The 17,727-nt window shown below is 59.0% G+C and carries 14 protein-coding genes and 3 pseudogenes; 10 read left to right on the top strand and 7 right to left on the bottom strand.

Annotation, left to right across the window (positions count from 1 at the left end):
* Positions 1-11: 11 nt before the first annotated feature.
* The 3 genes and pseudogenes from JFU47_RS02345 to JFU47_RS32960 form a co-directional block, all read right to left on the bottom strand.
* A complete protein-coding gene (locus JFU47_RS02345) occupies positions 12-710 on the bottom strand; it encodes a fimbrial biogenesis chaperone (RefSeq protein ID WP_201180477.1) in 699 nt (232 codons plus the stop codon).
* A 65-nt stretch (positions 711-775) separates the two neighbouring features.
* Positions 776-1,345: a fimbrial protein gene (locus JFU47_RS02350; protein WP_201180478.1), complete on the bottom strand. Its 570-nt coding sequence runs from the start codon at positions 1,343-1,345 to the stop codon at positions 776-778.
* Between the two features lie 174 nt (positions 1,346-1,519).
* Positions 1,520-1,751, bottom strand: a pseudogene (locus JFU47_RS32960) (site-specific integrase); the annotation flags it as partial.
* Positions 1,752-1,982: 231 nt separating this feature from the next.
* Between JFU47_RS32960 and JFU47_RS02355 the strand changes: the two are divergent.
* From JFU47_RS02355 to JFU47_RS02390, 8 genes are all read left to right on the top strand, one after another.
* A complete protein-coding gene (locus tag JFU47_RS02355) occupies positions 1,983-2,306 on the top strand; it encodes a hypothetical protein (RefSeq protein WP_201180479.1) in 324 nt (107 codons plus the stop codon).
* 151 nt (positions 2,307-2,457) lie between these two features.
* Positions 2,458-4,671 carry a bifunctional diguanylate cyclase/phosphodiesterase gene (locus tag JFU47_RS02360; protein WP_201180480.1) on the top strand — a complete coding sequence of 738 codons (2,214 nt, stop codon included), beginning with the start codon at positions 2,458-2,460 and terminating at the stop codon, positions 4,669-4,671.
* A gap of 162 nt (positions 4,672-4,833) precedes the next feature.
* On the top strand, positions 4,834-7,833 hold the full coding sequence (locus JFU47_RS02365; RefSeq protein ID WP_201180488.1) for a xanthine dehydrogenase family protein molybdopterin-binding subunit: 3,000 nt from the start codon (positions 4,834-4,836) through the stop codon (positions 7,831-7,833).
* A complete protein-coding gene (locus JFU47_RS02370; RefSeq protein WP_201180490.1) occupies positions 7,830-8,636 on the top strand; it encodes an FAD binding domain-containing protein in 807 nt (268 codons plus the stop codon). Before JFU47_RS02365 ends, JFU47_RS02370 begins: the two co-directional genes overlap by 4 nt.
* Before the next feature lie 2 nt (positions 8,637-8,638).
* Positions 8,639-9,139, top strand: coding sequence for a (2Fe-2S)-binding protein (locus JFU47_RS02375; RefSeq protein ID WP_201180492.1), 501 nt, complete (start codon positions 8,639-8,641; stop codon positions 9,137-9,139).
* Positions 9,140-9,144: 5 nt separating this feature from the next.
* Positions 9,145-10,683 carry an AMP-binding protein gene (locus JFU47_RS02380; protein ID WP_201180495.1) on the top strand — a complete coding sequence of 513 codons (1,539 nt, stop codon included), beginning with the start codon at positions 9,145-9,147 and terminating at the stop codon, positions 10,681-10,683.
* 19 nt (positions 10,684-10,702) lie between these two features.
* Entirely contained in the window at positions 10,703-11,506 is an 804-nt protein-coding gene (locus JFU47_RS02385; RefSeq protein ID WP_201180120.1) for an enoyl-CoA hydratase/isomerase family protein, read from the top strand.
* A gap of 185 nt (positions 11,507-11,691) precedes the next feature.
* Entirely contained in the window at positions 11,692-13,044 is a 1,353-nt protein-coding gene (locus tag JFU47_RS02390) for an MFS transporter (RefSeq protein WP_201180497.1), read from the top strand.
* On the opposite strand, the gene JFU47_RS02395 is transcribed toward JFU47_RS02390, so the two are convergent.
* Complete coding sequence (locus JFU47_RS02395; protein WP_201180499.1) at positions 13,037-13,822, bottom strand: alpha/beta fold hydrolase; 786 nt, start codon at positions 13,820-13,822, stop codon at positions 13,037-13,039. The two genes, JFU47_RS02390 and JFU47_RS02395, sit on opposite strands and share 8 nt — an antisense overlap.
* Positions 13,823-13,912: 90 nt before the next feature.
* Between JFU47_RS02395 and JFU47_RS02400 the strand changes: the two genes are divergently transcribed.
* Positions 13,913-14,884: an XdhC family protein gene (locus JFU47_RS02400; RefSeq protein ID WP_201180501.1), complete on the top strand. Its 972-nt coding sequence runs from the start codon at positions 13,913-13,915 to the stop codon at positions 14,882-14,884.
* Between the two features lie 189 nt (positions 14,885-15,073).
* Positions 15,074-15,927: pseudogene (locus JFU47_RS02405) on the top strand (AraC family transcriptional regulator).
* Between the two features lie 103 nt (positions 15,928-16,030).
* On the opposite strand, the gene JFU47_RS02410 reads toward JFU47_RS02405, so the two are convergent.
* The 3 genes and pseudogenes from JFU47_RS02410 to JFU47_RS02420 all read right to left on the bottom strand — a co-directional run.
* Entirely contained in the window at positions 16,031-16,321 is a 291-nt protein-coding gene (locus tag JFU47_RS02410; protein WP_201180125.1) for a DUF6388 family protein, read from the bottom strand.
* Between the two features lie 70 nt (positions 16,322-16,391).
* Entirely contained in the window at positions 16,392-17,144 is a 753-nt protein-coding gene (locus JFU47_RS02415) for an SPOR domain-containing protein (protein ID WP_207202825.1), read from the bottom strand.
* A 398-nt stretch (positions 17,145-17,542) separates the two neighbouring features.
* Positions 17,543-17,727, bottom strand: a pseudogene (locus JFU47_RS02420) (alginate export family protein); the annotation flags it as partial.

Consider the following 17,727-nt stretch of genomic DNA (forward strand, 5'->3'; position numbering starts at 1 on the left):
ACTCTTGGGTATCAGTTAATGCGGATGGTCGGCGCCGTCACGGTGCTGCCGTAGTCATCGATGTAGCTCATCAGCACTTCATCGCCGGCCTTGGCTTGGATCGGCAGTTCCTGCTGTTGCCCGGGACGGAGCACATCCGGTGCCTGGGTGATCGGATGGCCGTTGAGCTTCAGCTCACTGACCACAACGTGGTATTTGGAGGCGTTGTCGAACGTCAGTGCGCCCGCGCTGGCCTTCCAGCTCACCTGCGCCACCGCGTCCTTGAGTGAACCTTTCAGGCCAGCCGGGCGGTAGAACAGCTTGATGGTGGTTTTCAGGGCGATCTGCAGCACGTTCTTGCCGCGTTGTTCATCACTCATCGCCGGGATCGCCTTGACGTTCATCAGGAATAGGCTTTCCCGATTCTGAGGTACGTCGGCGCCGCCGGCGAAGATCACGCGCAGGATGTTTTCGTGGTTGGCATCGAGCCTGAACAGCGGCGGCGTGACGATAAAGTTATCGACGCTTTCGTCGTTGGCGCTGCCGAAGCGGCTGACCCAGGACTGCACCAGATACGGCGAGTTGTCTTCGCGATTGCTGATGGTGAGGTTGGCTTCATTCGAGGCACCGTCGTAGATCAGCCGCGTGGCGCCAACGGTGACGGCGGCGTTCGCTGCCCCGCTATGCCAGAGCGGCAACAGGGCGAGAAAAAAACAAAGTTTCAAACGCATGATGGGGAACCTTTGAAGTCCGTGGGCCAGCGCTACGGCGCCAGGCCCACGGTATTGACAAGCAATTACTTGTAGGTGACGTCGAAGCTGGCCAGGGCGTAGACCTGACCGGTACCGATACCGGAAGCAGTCACTTCACCTTCTTCATTCTTGGTGTCGGCGATGGTGCGAACGTAGGCGGCGGTGAAGTCAAAGGTGTTGGACTGCGGACGTAGGTCGTAGTCGGCGGTCGGCGAGTTCAGTGGCAGCTTGTTGCCGGTGCGGGCGTCGGCGATCTGAATGGCGATACCGCGCACCTGATTTTCACCGGTCAGGCCCAGCAGGCTCGAGTCGGTGCCGTCTTGCTGGCCGCTGAAGGTGATCGCGACGTTCTTGCGGGTCGCGGTGCTGCAATTGTCCAGGCTGATGGAGAACGCTTTCGCCTTGGCGGCGGCACCAACGGTTGGCCCGAAGTCGGAGATTTGTACCGGGTCAAGGGTGACGGACTTGTTCACGTCACCGGTGGTGATGGTGCAAGCGTTGTCGGTCACTGATCCGGTGAATTCGATCTGCCCGTCCGCAGCCTGTGCAGCGGTGCTAGCCAGCAGCCAGCAAGCGCCGCAGGCGAGAGTGTATTTGCTCAATTTATTCAGCATTGCAATGCCTCTTTTGAGAGATGGATGGTTGTCTGCCTATCCCGTGGGTAAGCCAATCCATGGTGCATTGCTGCCTTTGAGAGGCACATGAGACGGATCTTAAAAAGGACGACCTAGGCTTTTTATCTACTCATTTATTTTTCTATTTTTTATGGCCGACCACCCTTGCTAATGAGGTTTTTTCAGGTATTGACTCCCCAGTTCCTTCAGATTTTTTTGCATATTTTCCAACAACTCAGCGCGCGAAAGGATCCGGCTTCTTTCGGCCTCGGTAGTCAGCAGGAGTCAATGGGGTGATGACAACCAGTTCCGTCGGATCGCCCTCGACCAGTAAAGCCCGCCAAGGCTGTCACTTTCTGGCCCAGCCGAACATCTGGGTGAGGTCGACGAAGAAACTGATGGCTTGCTCGTCAGGCCGACAGAGCCTTCTCGCGTACCGGTAGTTCTACTTGGCGATACCGGGATCGAATAGCCATTGGGAGCCGCGCAGGCCGCAGAGTCCCTATGCTATCTGAGGAGTGTGCGTATAGGCGTCAAAGCTATCCACAAAAGGCGTGGGTATATCTGTGGATAATGACCCAGGCACTGCGGAATACAGGGCTTGCAATGTGCTGGTCATTAATTGAGCAGGTTTTGTGTGCCGCTGACGTTGGCGAGCAGGCTTAGGGGCGCAAAGTCGCTATCGCTCGGCTTGGATCTGCAGTTTTACGTCAAGCCTGCATTCGTCAGCCAACCAGGCCTCAATACCTCATGCCGTAAGTGGATCAAGACCATCAGAGTAGATCCCACGCGCATTGTGATCCTGCAGTTTCTCGAAGGCCTGAGTGCGGCCGGTGTCAACCATGTGGTTTTGAATTTCAAGTACGGCGAACGCGATGCCGCTCAGGTGGTGGAAGAAGTTGGCCGAGAAATTTTGCCGCGACTTGAGGACAGCGAAGCCAGCCGAATGGGAGCAATCTGATACGGTTTCTTATGGTGGATCTGAGCCTTTTTTGTGGCTAGGTCGGTGCTTTATAAAGTGCGCGACCGGAGTGCGAGCGGACTGTGCCCGGCCGCCCACTTTTCCAGACTCTTTGAAGATCGGATGGTCTCGGCAGTCCTCAGGAACCACCATGAATACCCGCCGCACGAGCTTTCACAGCGTGGCTCTCACCGAGTCGCAGCGTGACATTCTCGGCATGATCGCGACCAATCATCAACTGGACGACATTCTTGCCGCCATCTGTTTGATGCTCGACGCACAAGATCCTTACACGCTTTGTTCGATACTGCTCACCGATGCCGAGGGCAAGCACCTGCTGAACGGTGCGGCGCCTGGTCTACCAGCTGAATACAGCCAGGCGATTCATGGAATGGCCATTGGTCCACAGGAAGGAACCTGCGGCACCGCAGCGTTCCGTCGCGAGCTGGTGGTCACCGAAGACATCGCCCGGGACCCAAGCTGGGAGCGTTTTCGCGGCCTGGCGCTGGGGCATAACCTGCGTTCCTGCTGGTCGGTGCCTTTGCTCTCCCATCAAGGAAGCGTGTTGGGTACATTTGCCCTGTACCAGAACCGCGCCCATGCGCCGGACGAGGCGCAGATTCAGCGACTGGCCTGCGCGGCCCAACTGGCAGCCATTGCGATCCGCCATGAACGTGACGGCCAACGTCTGGAGGAAAGCGAGCAACGTTTTCGTTCTTTGTTCACCTATAACCCCAACCCGGTGTTCGCCCTCGATCTGGCCGGCAACATCCAGAGCGTGAATCCAGCGGGCCTGAAGCTCAAGCCGCATACCGCAATCGACTTCATCGGTCATCACTTTGCCAATCTGGTGGTCGAAGAAGACCTGCAACGGGTCAGTCGGCATTTCTCTGCAGCCAGCACCGGAGAGCCCCAGCGCTTCGAGGCACGGGTTCGCGACGTGAGCGACAAGCTGTTGACCATGGACATTTCCAACCTGCCGATCATGGTCAATGGCGAGATCGTCGGGGTATTCGGAGTTGCCAGGGACATCAGCGAGCAGAAGCACTACGAGCGCCAGTTGAGCTTCAACGCCTGCCATGATCGGCTGACCGGTTTGCTTAACCGTGTCTCTCTTGAAGACCGGCTTATGCTGGATTGTTACATCAGTCGTCGGCGTAAGCGTCGTCTGGCGGTGATTTGCATTGATCTGGATGGATTCAAATCCATCAACGATTCGATCGGACACTACTTCGGCGATCAGGTGCTGATTGAGGTGGCGCAGCGTATGACCCAGCAGGTTCGTCCCGGCGATACCATCGTGCGCATGGGCGGTGACGAATTTATCGTTCTGCTGCCGGACCTGCTTCGTGATGAGGACGTTGTTCCGGTGGTCGAGCGCTTGATGGCCAGCATTGCCAAACCCTACTGCATCCAGGGCATTGACCTGCACGTGAGTGCAAGTATCGGTATCACCCTGAGCGATGGTGACATCGAGCAGCCGATGCAGCTGATCCAGCAGGCTGACATGGCCATGTACAAAGCCAAGCAGCAAGGGCGCAACAATTTTCAGTGGTACACCAGCGATCTCAATCAGCGTGTTTGCGAGCACGCGAGCCTGCGCAATGACCTGCAGAAGGCAATCGAAACCCAGTCGTTCAAGTTGCATTATCAACCGCAGATAGACGCGCGAACGTTACAGGTGGTCGGGATCGAAGCGTTGCTGCGCTGGGAGCATCCCGAAAAAGGATTTATCTCGCCAGCGGTGTTTGTACCGGTGGCAGAGGACAGTGGTCAGATTATCCCGCTGAGCCTTTGGGTACTCGATACGGCCTGCGCGCAGCTGCGTCAGTTAGGCGAGCAGGGCATCACCGGCATCTCGATGGCGGTGAATATTTCGCCGATGCATTTTCAGCGTGGCAATTTCGTCCAGTGTGTCCAGGCCACCCTGGAGAAACATGGTCTCAGTGGTGAGCAGTTGGAGCTGGAGATCACCGAGTCGCTTCTGTTGCATAACGCTGAACAGGCAATTGAAGCCTTGCACCGGCTCAAGATGTTGGGGGTGCGCATTGCGCTTGATGATTTCGGCACCGGTTTTTCCAGCCTCAGCTACCTCAAGCGTTTGCCCATCGACAAGATCAAGATTGACCGCTCGTTCATCCAGGAAATCACCACCGATAATCACGATGCCGCGATCACCCAAGGCATTATTTCCATGGCCCATCACCTCAGCCTGACGGTGGTCGCCGAAGGCGTGGAAACGGCGTCTCAGGTGGATTTCCTGAAGGGCAGTCGCTGCGATATTTTTCAGGGGTATTACTTTGCCAAACCGATGCCCTATGCAGAAATCGAAGCGTTCCTGAGCCAACCCGCATCCCACCCCTGACCGGCAGTTCTGCCGGGTCCCAGGCCTGAAAATCAGACGCAAAGGCAAATTTTCAGACTCCCGCGCAGAACTCCCTCTCCCCAGGCAAGGCGCTCCCTGCGCCTTTCTCACACACTCGGCTCTAACGCTATCGCGCTGCAATACAACAAGAGCCGCGAAAAAATGACTAGTTTAGAACCTGCTACCGAAAGCCAGACCGGCCACATTGGCGCCCGTCAGACCCGTGTCGAGGACGCCGCATTGTTGCGTGGCCTGGGCTGCTATGCCGATGACGCTGCGATCCCTCCGGGCACGCTACATGCGGCGATCATCCGTTCACCCCACGCTCATGCGCGGATTACCTCGGTGGACTTTTCCAGAGCGCTGCTGATGAAAGGCGTGCACGGCGTGCTGGTCGGCGAAGACGTCAAACGCTGGGCGCTGCCGTTTCCGGTGGGTGTGCGTCAGCCGATGGAGCACTGGTGCGTCGCCGTCGACAAGGTGCGTTATGTCGGAGAGCCGGTGGCCGTGGTGATCGCTGAGAGCCGCTACCTGGCCGAGGACGCCATCGAAGGTGTGCGCGTTGAATACGAGCCGCTGCCCCCGATCATCGATCCTGAACTGGCCACCGCCGAACAGGCGCCGATCCTGCACGAAGCTGTCGGCAGCAACGTGGTCAACGAACGGCGCTTTCGTTATGGCGAACCGGAGCAGGCCTTTGAACAGGCGCCGCACAAGGTCTCGCTCAAAGTGAAGTTTCCGCGCAGTTCCTGCACACCCATTGAATGCTATGTGGTGCTGGCTCAGTACGAGCGCGCCACCGGCATTTATGACGTGCTGGCCAATTTCCAGGGCCCCTATGCGTTGCACACGGTCATGGCCCGGGCGCTGAATGTGCCCGGCAACCGCTTGCGTTTGCGCACACCGAAAGATTCCGGCGGCAGCTTTGGCATCAAGCAAGGGGTTTTCCCTTACGTGGTGATGATGGGCCTGGCGTCACGCAAGGTCGGCGCACCGGTGAAGTGGGTCGAGGACCGTCTGGAACATCTTCAGGGGGCTTCTTCGGCGACCAATCGGGTGACCGAAATTGAAGCGGCGGTAGAAGCAGATGGCCGCATTACCGCTTTGCGTTATGACCAGATCGACGATTGTGGTGCCTACCTGAGAGCACCCGAACCGGCGACGTTCTACCGCATGCACGGCAACCTGACGGGGGCCTATGCAATCCGCAATTTGCAAGTGCGCAACCGGGTGGTGCTGACCAACAAAACCCCTTCAGGCCTGAACCGTGGTTTTGGTGGCCCGCAGGTGTATTTTGCCCTGGAGCGGCTGCTGCAACACATCGCCGTGCAGTTGAAGCTTGATCCGTTGGACGTGATCCGCCGCAACCTGGTGCCGGCCGATGCCTTCCCTTATCGCGCGGCCGCCGGTGCGTTGCTCGACTCCGGCAATTACCAGGCAGGCATTGCCTTGGCGGCGGCTGATGGCGGTCTCGACGAGTTGCTCAAGCGTCGTGATCAGGCGCGTGCCGAAGGCCGAATCTATGGCATCGGTTATGCCGCCGTCATCGAACCCTCGATTTCCAACATGGGTTACATCACCACCGCGATGACACCCGAAGAGCGACGCAAGGCCGGTCCGAAAAACGGCGCTGTCGCAACCGCAACCATCAACGTCGGCCCGTTGGGTGACGTCAGTGTGCACGTGTCCTCGGCACCGCAAGGGCAGGGCCATCAAACCACGGTCGCTCAGGTCGTCGCCGAAGTGCTCGGGGTTGCGCTGGAGTCCATCGTGGTCAACGTCGAACTGGATACCCAGAAGGACGCTTGGTCGATTGCCTCGGGCAACTATTCCAGCCGTTTTGCCGGTGCTGTGGCTGGTGCCGTCTACAAGGCAGCGCTGAAGATCCGTGATCGCCTCGCCGCGATTGCCGCCGAGCAATTGCAGGCCTGTCCCGAGGATATTCGTTTCGCGGGCGGCAAGATTTTTGTGGTCAATGGCGGGGCGGTGGCGCCATTCCATCGGATTGCCGGTGCGACCCACTGGTCGCCGGGCCTGCTGCCGGAAGGTGAAAGCGGCGGTCTGCGCGAAACCGCCTTCTGGAGCCCGCCGCAATTGGTGGCACCGGACGACCAGGATCAGGTCAATAGCTCGCTGTGCTACGGCTTTGTCTTCGACATCTGTGGTCTGGAAATCGACCGCATGACCGGCGAGATCCACATCGATCGCTACGTCACCTGCCATGACGCTGGCCGCCTGCTCAACCCGGCGTTGGTCGATGGCCAGATTCGTGGTGGCTTCACCCAAGGCCTCGGCGCGGCGCTGATGGAAGAATTCGCCTACGGCGAGGACGGCAGCTTCCTCTCCGGGACCTTCGCCGATTATCTGGTGCCGACCGCACCGGAAGTGATCGAACCGGTGATCCTGCACATGGAAACGCCATCGCCATTCACCCCACTGGGCGCCAAGGGTGTAGGCGAGGGCAACAACATGAGCACGCCGGTGTGCATCGCCAACGCGGTGGCCGACGCCCTCGGTCGCTCGGACATCCGTCTGCCACTGACACCCTCGAAAGTACGCACGCTGATCGGCATCGACGAGCCGCCACGGCCCGCCGGCATGGAGCCCGATGAAAGCCTGGACGCGGCAGCTGCCGGTGGACCGGCACTGCGGGCCAACGACTCGGTGGTGATCCCTGCGTCGCCGCAACAGGTCTTCGATACCTTGCTCGACCCGCAGACGCTGGCGGCGATCATTCCCGGTTGCCACGACCTCGTGCTTGAAGGCGAAAACCGTTACCGCGCAGACGTCACCGTCGGCGTCGGCATGATCCGTGCGCGCTTCGAGGCCAAGGTTGCCTTGAGTGATCTGGACCCGCCGCATTCGTTGCGTCTGTCCGGATCCGGCAGCAGTTCGATGGGCTCGGCCCAGGGCCAGGCCAAGGTGCGTTTCGTCGAACTGGAAAATGGCCATACACGCCTGGAATACCAATACCAGGTGGCGGTCAGCGGCAAAGTTGCCGCGGTCGGCGGCCGTATGTTGCAAGGGGCCTCGAAAGTGATCATCGGACAAATCTTTACTCGCCTGTCGCAACGGGTCAGTGGCCAAGCCATCTCCACCGGCTGGTGGGCGCGCCTGCGTGCTTCGCTTGGCGCGCTGTTTGGCAAGGGAGGTGCGCAATGAAACCGGCTGCTTTCGACTACGTTCGGGCTGACACCCGTCGTCAGGTACTTGAGCTGCTCGCCGAGTACGGCCAAGAGGCTCGCATCATCGCCGGAGGCCAATCGCTGATGGCGGTGCTGAACATGCGCCTGGCCCAACCCAAGTTGCTGATCGATATCAATCATGTGGCTGACCTGGCCTATATCGAACTGCGCAAGGATTGCCTGGCGGTAGGCGCCGGGGTACGGCAGGCGCAGTTGCTGGCGCGTTCGACCCTGATGGACGAGGTGCCTTTATTGGCCCTGGCGATGCCCTGGATCGGTCACTTCCAGACGCGTAATCGCGGCACAGTCTGTGGTTCGGTGGCTCATGCCGACCCGAGCGCCGAGTTGCCGCTGTGCCTGGTGACGCTGGGCGGCGAGATCGTTCTCGAGTCGAAAAAAGGCAAGCGCATCGTCGAGGCTGCCGACTTCTTCCAGGGCATTCTCACCACCGACAAGCGCGCGGATGAACTGGTCGTCGAGGTGCGTTTTCCGCTCAAGCGCGAAGGCATCACCTATCGCTTTCGCGAAATCGCCATGCGCCATGGCGACTTTGCAATTGTTTCCCTGGCCGCGGCCATCGGCCTGGACCAGGTCGAACTCGGCATCGGCGGGGTCGCCGACCGTCCGCAACGTCGCAGCCTTCCACGTGGTGCGGCGCTGCCAGATGCGCTCAATCAAACCGCCTGGTCGCTCGATGCACAAGACGACGTGCAGGCCAGCGCTGCCTATCGCCGCCAACTGATTCGCGAGCTGGGTCATCAGCTGATCGAAGGAGTCTGAACATGCGTGTAACTGCCGACCAAACCTTTCCGATTCGCCTGGAGCTCAATGGCCGCACCCGCGAAGCGCTGGCCGAACCGCGGACCCAACTCTGCGATTTCCTGCGCCACGACCTCGGTGCCACCGGTGTCCATGTCGGATGCGAACACGGAGTCTGCGGTGCCTGCACGGTGCTGGTGGACGGGGTCGCCATGCGTTCCTGCCTGATGCTCGCGGTACAGGGGCACGAGCGGCGTATCGAGACCGTCGAGTCCCTGGCCGACGACGACACACTGAGCGACCTGCAACAAGCCTTTCGCCGTCATCACGCCTTGCAGTGCGGCTTTTGCACTGCGGGCATTCTCATGTCCTGCGTGGATTTCCTCGAACGGGTACCCAACCCGGACGAGACCCAGGTACGCGACATGCTTTCGGGGCATTTATGTCGCTGCACGGGCTACACCGGCATCGTCCAGTCCGTGCTCGAAGTAGCTGCCCAGCGCCAAACGAACAAAGGGGAATAACAATAATGTTCGATCTCGGACGCAGCTTCCTAGCTGCCGTTGAACGCCGACCACACGCCGTGGGGGTCAGTGACGGTGCGTTGAAGAAAACCTATGAAGACTGGTTCGTCGATATCCAGAACGCAGCTCGGGGCTTGCAACGCCTCGGGCTGCAGCGGGGTGACCGACTGCTGGTAGCGATGCAGAACCGCTGGCAGATGGCGACTCTGCATTGGGCCTGTCAGTTTGCGGGCATCGTCATGACCCCGTTGAACTGGCGCTCGACTGCCGATGAACTGGGCTACTGCATCGAAGATGCACAAATCCGTGCACTGGCTTACGACGACTCGACGGTGGCCGCGGTGGCCGGTTGCAGCGCCGCCACAAGGCTGCCACGGATTGCCGCCGGTCTGCGTGCCGCCGACACCGACCTGAGTTTCGAGGAACTGTGTTCGCAGACCCCGTCCGGAATCATTTTGCAGGCCGACGCCGAAGACTTTTCACTGCTGCTGTACACCTCCGGCACCACCAGCAAGCCCAAGGGCGTGCCCCGTCGGCACCGTAGCGAACGCGCCGCGGCGGTTGCCCACGTAGCGCAAAACCTCTACCGCCAGAGCGAGTGCACGCTGGGTGTCATGCCGCTTTACCACACCATGGGCGTGCGTTCGTTGCTGTCCATGGCGCTGATCGACGGGCATTTCGTCTGTGTGCCGAAGTTCGATGTGGAAGCCACGCTTCAGGCCATCGAGCGGGAAAAGGTCACCAACCTGTACCTGGTGCCGACGCTCTACCACATGCTCATCGAACACCCGGCCTTTGCCCGCGAGCGAGTAGCCAGTGTGGAGAAAATTGGCTTTGCCGGTGCGCCGATGAGCGACGGTTTGATGCGTCGCGTCGAGCAGGCATTCCAGCCGCAATTGTTCGTCAATCATTACGGCAGCTCGGAGATCTACACCTTCACCATCGACCAGCAAGCCAACCGCAAACCCGGTTCGTCAGGGCGCAGCGCAATGAACCAGCGAGTGCGGGTGGTGCCGATCGATGCTGAAACGGTGGACGTGCAGGTCAACCCATTGGAGGAGGGCCAGATCATCGCCGACCTGGCGAGTGACGAGGCGTTCGAAGGCTACCTGAACCGCCCCGAAGCGACCGCCAAGGCGTTGCGTGACGGATGGTATTTCACCGGTGACATCGGCTACTTCGATCTGGAGGGCGATCTGTTCGTCACGGGACGCGTCGATGACTTGATCATCACCGGTGGCGAAAACGTCAGCCCGGCGGAAATCGAAAACATGCTCTCTCTGCACCCGGCAGTGGAAGAAGTGGTGGTGGTCGGTCTGCCGGACGAGCAGTGGGGCAAGATCATTGCTGCGTTTATCAAGCTGCGCGCCGAGGTCTCGGAATGCGACCTCGATGCCCATTGCATCGCTTCGGGCCTGGCCAAATTCAAGCGGCCACGGCGTTACCAGTTCATCGATCAGATTCCCAAATCTCCAGTTGGCAAGGTCCTGCGGCGCGTGCTGCTGGCCCAATTTCAGGAACAGGCCTTGAAGGCCATCAGCTAATCATTCAGAGGACACTCCCATGCAACAACAAGCGATCCAGCAATTTCTCGACACTCAGTTCGATGGCTTCCAGGTTGAAGTCGATGTGTCCCGCGAGCGCGCTGACATCATCCTCAACCGGGCGCCGTTGAACGTCATTTCCATGGGGCAGCGCGATCAACTGCGCCTGGTCTTCGAAGCCCTCGACGCACACAAAGACGTTCGCGTCATCGTGCTGCGCTCGGTAGGTGAACACTTCTCCAGCGGCGGCGACATCAAGGGCTTCCTCGAAGCGTCGCCGGAGCACGTTTCGAAGCTGGCCTGGAACGTCGCGGCACCGGCACGTTGCGAAAAACCGGTGATCGTTGCCAACCGTGGTTACACCTTCGGCGTCGGTTTCGAACTGTCCCTGGCCTGCGATTTCCGCATTGCTTCGCAAACCACTCGCTACGCCTTGCCTGAGCAGAACTTGGGTCAGATACCGGGCTCGGGTGGCTCCGCACGCCTGCAGAAAATCATCGGCATCACCCGCACCAAACACATGGTAATGCGCGCTAAACGCATCACGGGCGACCAGGCCTATGCCTGGGGTATCGCTACCGAGGTCGTGCCGGATACCGAACTGGAAAGCACCGTCGATGCGTTGGTCGATGAATTGCGACGCTTCTCGCCGCTGGCTCAGCGCACGGCGAAAAAATTGATCAACGACAACGAGGATGCGCCGCTGACCGTCGCGATCGAAATGGAAGGTCACTGCTACAGCCGTCTTCGTAGCTCCAAGGACTTCAAGGAAGGCGTCGAAGCGTTTCACAGCAAGCGTACGGCCGTGTTCACCGGCGAGTAAATGCGTACCGGCGAGCAGGCCCGGGAGCACGTCGGCAACGGCGTGCGCCCCTACGGAGCAGGGCCTGCCGCCCCTTCAATGCAACTGAAAGGGCACATCAAGGTATCACCGCTGACCTGCTGATTACCCGCAACCCGCGCACCGGGATGCAGAACGTTTCGATTCACCGTTTGTGTGAGGCAACCATGACCACGACAACAACAATAACTGCATCACCCACCAGCGCCGCTATCGATACACCGCAGATTCCACCGGGCAAGGCCTTGCTTGCGGCATTTGCCTCGACATTCGGCTGGGCGCTGGATTTGTTTGACCTGTTCATTCTGCTCTATGTGGCGCCGATCATCGGCCGCCTGTTCTTCCCCTCGGACACCCCGACATTGTCGCTGGCTGCGGTATATGCCTCGTTCGCCGTGGCCTTGCTGGTGCGTCCGCTGGGCTCGGCGATCTTCGGCGCGTATGCCGACAAACACGGCCGCAAGCGTGCGTTGATGGTGTCGATGGTCGGCGTCGGTATTTCCACTGCACTGTTTGGCGCGTTGCCGACCATTCACCAGGTCGGGGTATTGGCCCCGATACTGTTTTTGGTATTGCGGGTGATTCAGGGCGTTTTCGTTGGCGGCATCGTCGCCTCCACTCACACCATTGGCACCGAATCCATCTCGCCGCGCTATCGCGGATTGATGTCCGGGTTGATCGGTGGCGCCGGCGCCGGCATGGGCGCGCTGTTGGCGTCAGTCACTTATCTGGTGTTGTCGGAGATTTTTACCGGGGAAGAATTTGACGTCTGGGGCTGGCGCTTCATGTTCTTCTGCGGCCTGCTCAGCACGTTTTTCGGTCTGGTGATGTTTCGTTACCTGGAAGAAACCCCGGTCTGGCAGCAACTGCAACAAGCCCGCAAAACCAAGGGGCCGGCAATAGTGGTCGTGTCGCCACTCAAGCGTCTGTTTGGTCGCGAGTATCGCGGCGTGATGCTGGTCAATCTGCTGATTACGTTTGGAGGCGGTGCCACGTATTACCTGGCCTGCGGTTATTTGCCGACATTGCTCAACGTGGTCGCCAAAGTGCCCCATACGCAGACTTCGCAGATGCTCATGTACGGGTCGGCGGCAACCATTGTCGGAGCACTGGCTTTCGGTTACCTGAGTGACCTGATCGGTCGCAAGAAGACCTTCATGCTGCTGGGTGTGATCAACCTGGTGAGCCTGCCCATGATGTTCCTTGGCGTCGCCGAACCGGGTTCGCTGATTCGCACCGCGCTGTACTGCGTGGGCATCGGCTTTATGGGCGGGGCGATCATCGCGCCGATTCTGATCTTCCTCAACGAACGCTTTACCACCGAGCTGCGAGCCAGCGGCACCGGGTTGTCCTGGAACATCGGTTTCGCCCTCGGCGGAACCATGCCGACCTTTGTGTCCCTGGTCAGCAGCAGCCCGGCGCAGATCCCCATGGTGCTGGCGATTTTCGCTGCCGGGCTGTCGGTGATCTACCTGATTGGCAGCGTGGTGATTCCAGAAACCCAAGGCAATTTCAAATAAAGGCGGGCAGGCGCTCCAGGAATTCGCAGATCAGCTGCAAGGTCCGCCCGGTCGCTTCCGTTTGGGGAAAGTGCCGACAGTTATCCAGCAACACACAGCGGCACGGCCCAGGCACCTGCCGCTTGATGACCACCAGTTGCTCGGGCGTGGCGTAGTGGTCTTCGCGACCCTGAATGACCAGCAGCGGCTTTTCGATATAAGCCAACTGCGCTTCGAGATCGTCCAGGGAAAAGTCCGGGTGCAACCAGCTGTCGCTCCAGCCGTGAAAAGCGCCGTCGACATTCGTCCCATGGTGGCGTGCCAGGCGTTCGCGCAATTCGCCCTGATGCCAAACCTCGGTGGTATGGCGAATGCCATCGAGGCTCTCAGTCTCGACAATCACGTGAGGCGCCAGTGCAATGCTGCCCAACACGCGTGGATCGTTGGCGGCGGCATAGGCGAGGACGATGGATGCACCGTCACTGTGACCGAGCAAGACCACTTGCGGCAGTTGCAAGGCATCGAGCAATTGCCGCAGTTCACGAGGGCCGTCGCTGCTCAGGTAGTTCAGCGGACGCGGCAGGGTTACCGGGCTCGATTGCCCGTAACCCTGACGGCTGTAAGTGACCACACCGCAACCGCTGGCCTGGGCCAGGCGCTGGGGGAAGTCTTTCCATTGGTCGGCGCTGCCGAGGCCTTCGTGCAACAGCACCAGCGTCGGTCGCGACGGGTCAGCCGGAGGCAGATGGCGATATTCCAGGCGCAGCGGCCCAAGTTGCAAAAATTGTTGTGGCGGCATGTTGAATCAACGATTGAACAAGGTTGCTCGCAGGTTACCGTAAACGTAACCCCGCATGCAGCACCACCCTTTGCTTGAGGTGTAGAAAACATGCGTCATCTCGATGTTCAGGTGATCGACCAGGCACTGCAATGGGCTCGCGCCGGGCAGGCCCAGTGGCTGTGCACGGTGCTCTTCACCTATGGCTCGGCGCCGCGTGCGCCGGGTGCGATGCTGGTGACCAATGGCACGGGCGAACACGTCGGCTCGCTGTCGGGTGGCTGCGTCGAAGAGGAGTTTCTCGACAGCCTGGCGCGCGGTGAATTACGCGAACCGGCGCAGATCGTCAGTTATGGCGACAGCGTCGAGCAACGCCACCGTCTACGATTGCCCTGTGGCGGAGTGCTGATCGTGCTGGTCGAGCACCGCGCTGCCAGTCTCGAATGGATCGCGCACCTGGAGAGTCTGCAAGCGGCGTTACTCGGCCAGCGCCGTCTGCTGCGTCACGTTGACCTGAGCAGCGGTGCCTTGCGCCTGGACGCAGACACCGGACACGGCAGCGAGCGGGTGCAAGTCGTCGACGAGACGGTGCGCATCAGTGTTGGCCCGGCGTTACGACTGATTCTGGCCGGGCTGTCGCCGGTCGCGGAAGTCTGCGCCAGTTTCGCCCGCGCCATCGGCTGCGAAGTCATCGCCTGCGACCCCCGGGAAGAGATGCTGCATATCCAGCTCGAAGGCGTGGAGATGCAACGCGTGCTGCCCTCGATGTTCATCGCCGCCGGTGGTTGCCATGCGGCGACCGCGGTGGTGGCGCTGACTCACGATCCACGAATCGATGATCTGGCGCTGATGGAAGCGGTGCACACTCCGGCGTTTTACATCGGCGCCATGGGGTCTCAGGCAACCTCGGCCAAACGCGCCGAGCGGCTCAAACGCATCGGTGGTCTGACGGATGAACAGATTGCCCGTTTGCACATGCCCATCGGCCTCGATCTGGGCAGCAAGGCCCCGGCGGAAATCGCTCTGGCGGTGGTGGCCGATATCCTGCGCGTTTATCACGGGAAAGAACGCCATGCCTTGTAAGGCGGTTTATCCGATGAGCGTGGGGGCTGCGAAAGTCGAGGTAGACCCTCAATCCTTCGCGCGCGATAGTAGCCAGCCACGTGTTGCTGAACCATTGAGTGACCGCCGGGGTCCAGAAACACATAGACGCCGCGATAATCCTGCATTGTGGCCGAAAACAATATTACTTCTAGCGAGCGGAGGAATCTGATGTCGATTGCCCAACGGGTTTTCCACGGCAGGTTTGGCCGGGTCGCCTTGCTGAATATGGATCGTTCGCTGGTCACCCACACCCATTCCGAATGCCATGTGCTGGTCAAAGTGTCTGGCGAAGACACTTACTTCAACGTCAACGGTCGGCGGGTTCCGCTCAGCGATCGCACGGCGGTGCTGGTCAACGCCTGGGAGCCGCATTTCTACGATCCGCAGCCGGGTGCCGGTGCCACCGTAATCCTGGCGCTCTACATCGAGCCCGCCTGGCTGGCCACTGCCCAGCAGTCGCTGGCGCTCAGCAGTCGGCCGGACTTTTTGCCCAGTCGTGCATCGAACTGTCGAGCCGTAATCGCACCTTGGCCGACATCCTGGTCGCCGAAGCGCATGGCTGCGGGATCGTGCCGAAAGAGCGCATGGAATTCATGCTGTTCGACTTCCTGATCGAACTGATCGAGGACTTTTCCAGCTGGCGGCATTTGTCGCTACTGGGTGCGCCGAGCTCCGGTGAGTTTCGGGATGCGCGCGTGCGCCGTGGCACCGCCTGGTTGCTTGAGCACCTCGATGATCCGAACCCGATCGACAATGCCGCGCGGGCTTGTGGTCTGTCTCGGGCGCACTTCTTTGCGCTGTTCAAGAAAGATACCGGCATGACGCCGACCCTGTTGCTTAACGACGCGCGCATGCGCCGGGCTTTTGCCTGGCTGGAGCGAGAGCGCAGTGGGACGTTGGGCCTGTTGTCGGAGAACCTCGGGTTCTCCGAGCAAGGTCATTTCACACGGTTTTTCCGTCAACATATCGGAGCTTCTCCCAGCCAATATCGGCGTGTAGTGGATTGTTATGCGACGGTTTGAGCCGAGAGGAGGGCGGGGGGATTGGGCAACCCTCCCGCCTATGAAGTTAGTCTTTCATCTTGAAACTGGCGGCTTGTATAGGCTGCGAAAGTTGTAGGGTCTACTAATCGTCCAGAAAGTCATAAATCTCTTTCATGCGTTCTTCACGCATCAACTCAAGCTCTTCCTTAGTGTCGGCCACCCACTGCAGAATGAAGTCCCAGCAATCGCAGTCGTGAGCGTCTGCTTCTGCTTCAAATGCTTCTTGCAGAAATTTCAGGCGATATTCTTCCGGCGACAGCCCGCAGTTTTCGGCAAGGCTGTAGTTCAGCTCGCTGAGCTTAAGTTGGATCCATAAGTTGGCGGCCAGGAACTTTTTCAGGGCGAGTTCGGCTCTAAGTTCTTTTGCAATCATGAATGCTCTCTTGTGTCATAAAATAAGTAGCCGTTTGTTTGAGGTCGGTGCAGCGCTAAATCGGGCTATGTCAATTTCCCGCCATCATCCATCCTCTAACGCCATGACTTTCACTCAACTCTTTCACGACTCGAGCCGCGTCCTGCTTCTGTTTATAGGGGCCGATGACGACAAAGTTGTTTTCTTTACGCGCTACCGGCAACTCCAGCTGCTTAATGGCTTTTGTGGCGCGATGACGGTTGGGTGTGTTCAACGCTATTTCGATCACCCACAAGCCGGATGAAGGCGTGGCTGAAGCGGGTTTTGCAGTGTGGGAAATGAAGCCGCCGCACGTCAAACACGGGCGTTCCAGCGTGATTAGCGCGCCTGGCACGGTGCGAAAGACGTGCCATTGCGGATCAATGGTTTTTTTGCGGGCGAATACGGCCAAGAGCAGGCCGGTAACAGTGATCAGACCGCTGAGAATAATCGTCCATTTGTGTGCCTGTGCGGGCAATGAAGGCAGCGTAAGTGCTGGAGTTTCGTCTGGCTTTTCGACCAAAAACTGTACGGCGTCAGCCTCCGTTGAATCGGGTATGTGGGATCCGTTTTTCGCAAGGGGCGTGAGCCCGTCGGAATGTTTTGTACTGAGCTCTGTCACAACTTTATTAGCGGTGTCATCGATGAGTTGTTCGAACTTTGTCACTTTTTGCTGGAGGTATGAATTGTCGACGTTATTTTGACAAATGGGTCCTGTGGACGTGTAGGTCCATAGTAGTGCTGATAGTTGCCCCAAAACGCCAGTTACCAGGAAGCTCAAGCCAAGCTTTCGCACAGCGGCCATCTCCAAATCAAGTGAATAGTTATTTGTCCCATTTGTTTCTGATAAACAGGGTTCTATTGTTGATCCTGGGATGGTCTAAATTCTTGAGCGCGTCAGTGTGCCAAAGAGCCAAAGCTAGTTGGCTGCTTTTTGTTGTTTGAAAGAACATCGGGCATGCACTTTATAGACTGTTGGTTGACGAAAAAGACTCAGGTGATCGAAAAAAAACCGTATCAGATGGATTTGAGGGTGATCCATTAAAACGCTTGTATTCAAGGTGAACATCGAGGCCAAAGCACCTTACTGTCGGAAAGCCTCGATGATTCACCGATATCAATCTGGTGCGCGCAGTCAACGTCTTTGTCGACGGCAAATTTAATGAATTGCCGAGCGGCGTTCCTGCCGGATGTTCTTGATGCCTAAAAGCGAAACGTGGAGCGCAGCACCAGTATTTGCGAGTTGTTGCCGCCGGCGCTTTTGATCGCCGAACCGATGTCGTAGAACAAATAGTCGAGGTCAACGGAAACGTTAGCGGTCGGCGTCCAATTGGCGTTGGCCTGATACAGGGTGCCCAAGCGTTTTCCGCTGCTGGTGGTTGTTCCGG

Origin of the sequence: Pseudomonas sp. TH39(2020), assembly GCF_016650715.1 — a bacterium.
GTDB lineage: Bacteria > Pseudomonadota > Gammaproteobacteria > Pseudomonadales > Pseudomonadaceae > Aquipseudomonas > Aquipseudomonas mandelii_C.

Coding starts and splice junctions, on each gene's coding strand:
- JFU47_RS02345 (WP_201180477.1), bottom strand. CDS start 710: ATGCGTTTGAAACTTTGTTTTTTTCTCGCCCTGTTGCCGCTCTGGCAT.
- JFU47_RS02350 (WP_201180478.1), bottom strand. CDS start 1,345: ATGCTGAATAAATTGAGCAAATACACTCTCGCCTGCGGCGCTTGCTGG.
- JFU47_RS02360 (WP_201180480.1), top strand. CDS start 2,458: ATGAATACCCGCCGCACGAGCTTTCACAGCGTGGCTCTCACCGAGTCG.
- JFU47_RS02365 (WP_201180488.1), top strand. CDS start 4,834: ATGACTAGTTTAGAACCTGCTACCGAAAGCCAGACCGGCCACATTGGC.
- JFU47_RS02370 (WP_201180490.1), top strand. CDS start 7,830: ATGAAACCGGCTGCTTTCGACTACGTTCGGGCTGACACCCGTCGTCAG.
- JFU47_RS02375 (WP_201180492.1), top strand. CDS start 8,639: ATGCGTGTAACTGCCGACCAAACCTTTCCGATTCGCCTGGAGCTCAAT.
- JFU47_RS02380 (WP_201180495.1), top strand. CDS start 9,145: ATGTTCGATCTCGGACGCAGCTTCCTAGCTGCCGTTGAACGCCGACCA.
- JFU47_RS02385 (WP_201180120.1), top strand. CDS start 10,703: ATGCAACAACAAGCGATCCAGCAATTTCTCGACACTCAGTTCGATGGC.
- JFU47_RS02390 (WP_201180497.1), top strand. CDS start 11,692: ATGACCACGACAACAACAATAACTGCATCACCCACCAGCGCCGCTATC.
- JFU47_RS02395 (WP_201180499.1), bottom strand. CDS start 13,822: ATGCCGCCACAACAATTTTTGCAACTTGGGCCGCTGCGCCTGGAATAT.
- JFU47_RS02400 (WP_201180501.1), top strand. CDS start 13,913: ATGCGTCATCTCGATGTTCAGGTGATCGACCAGGCACTGCAATGGGCT.
- JFU47_RS02410 (WP_201180125.1), bottom strand. CDS start 16,321: ATGATTGCAAAAGAACTTAGAGCCGAACTCGCCCTGAAAAAGTTCCTG.
- JFU47_RS02415 (WP_207202825.1), bottom strand. CDS start 17,144: ATGGCCGCTGTGCGAAAGCTTGGCTTGAGCTTCCTGGTAACTGGCGTT.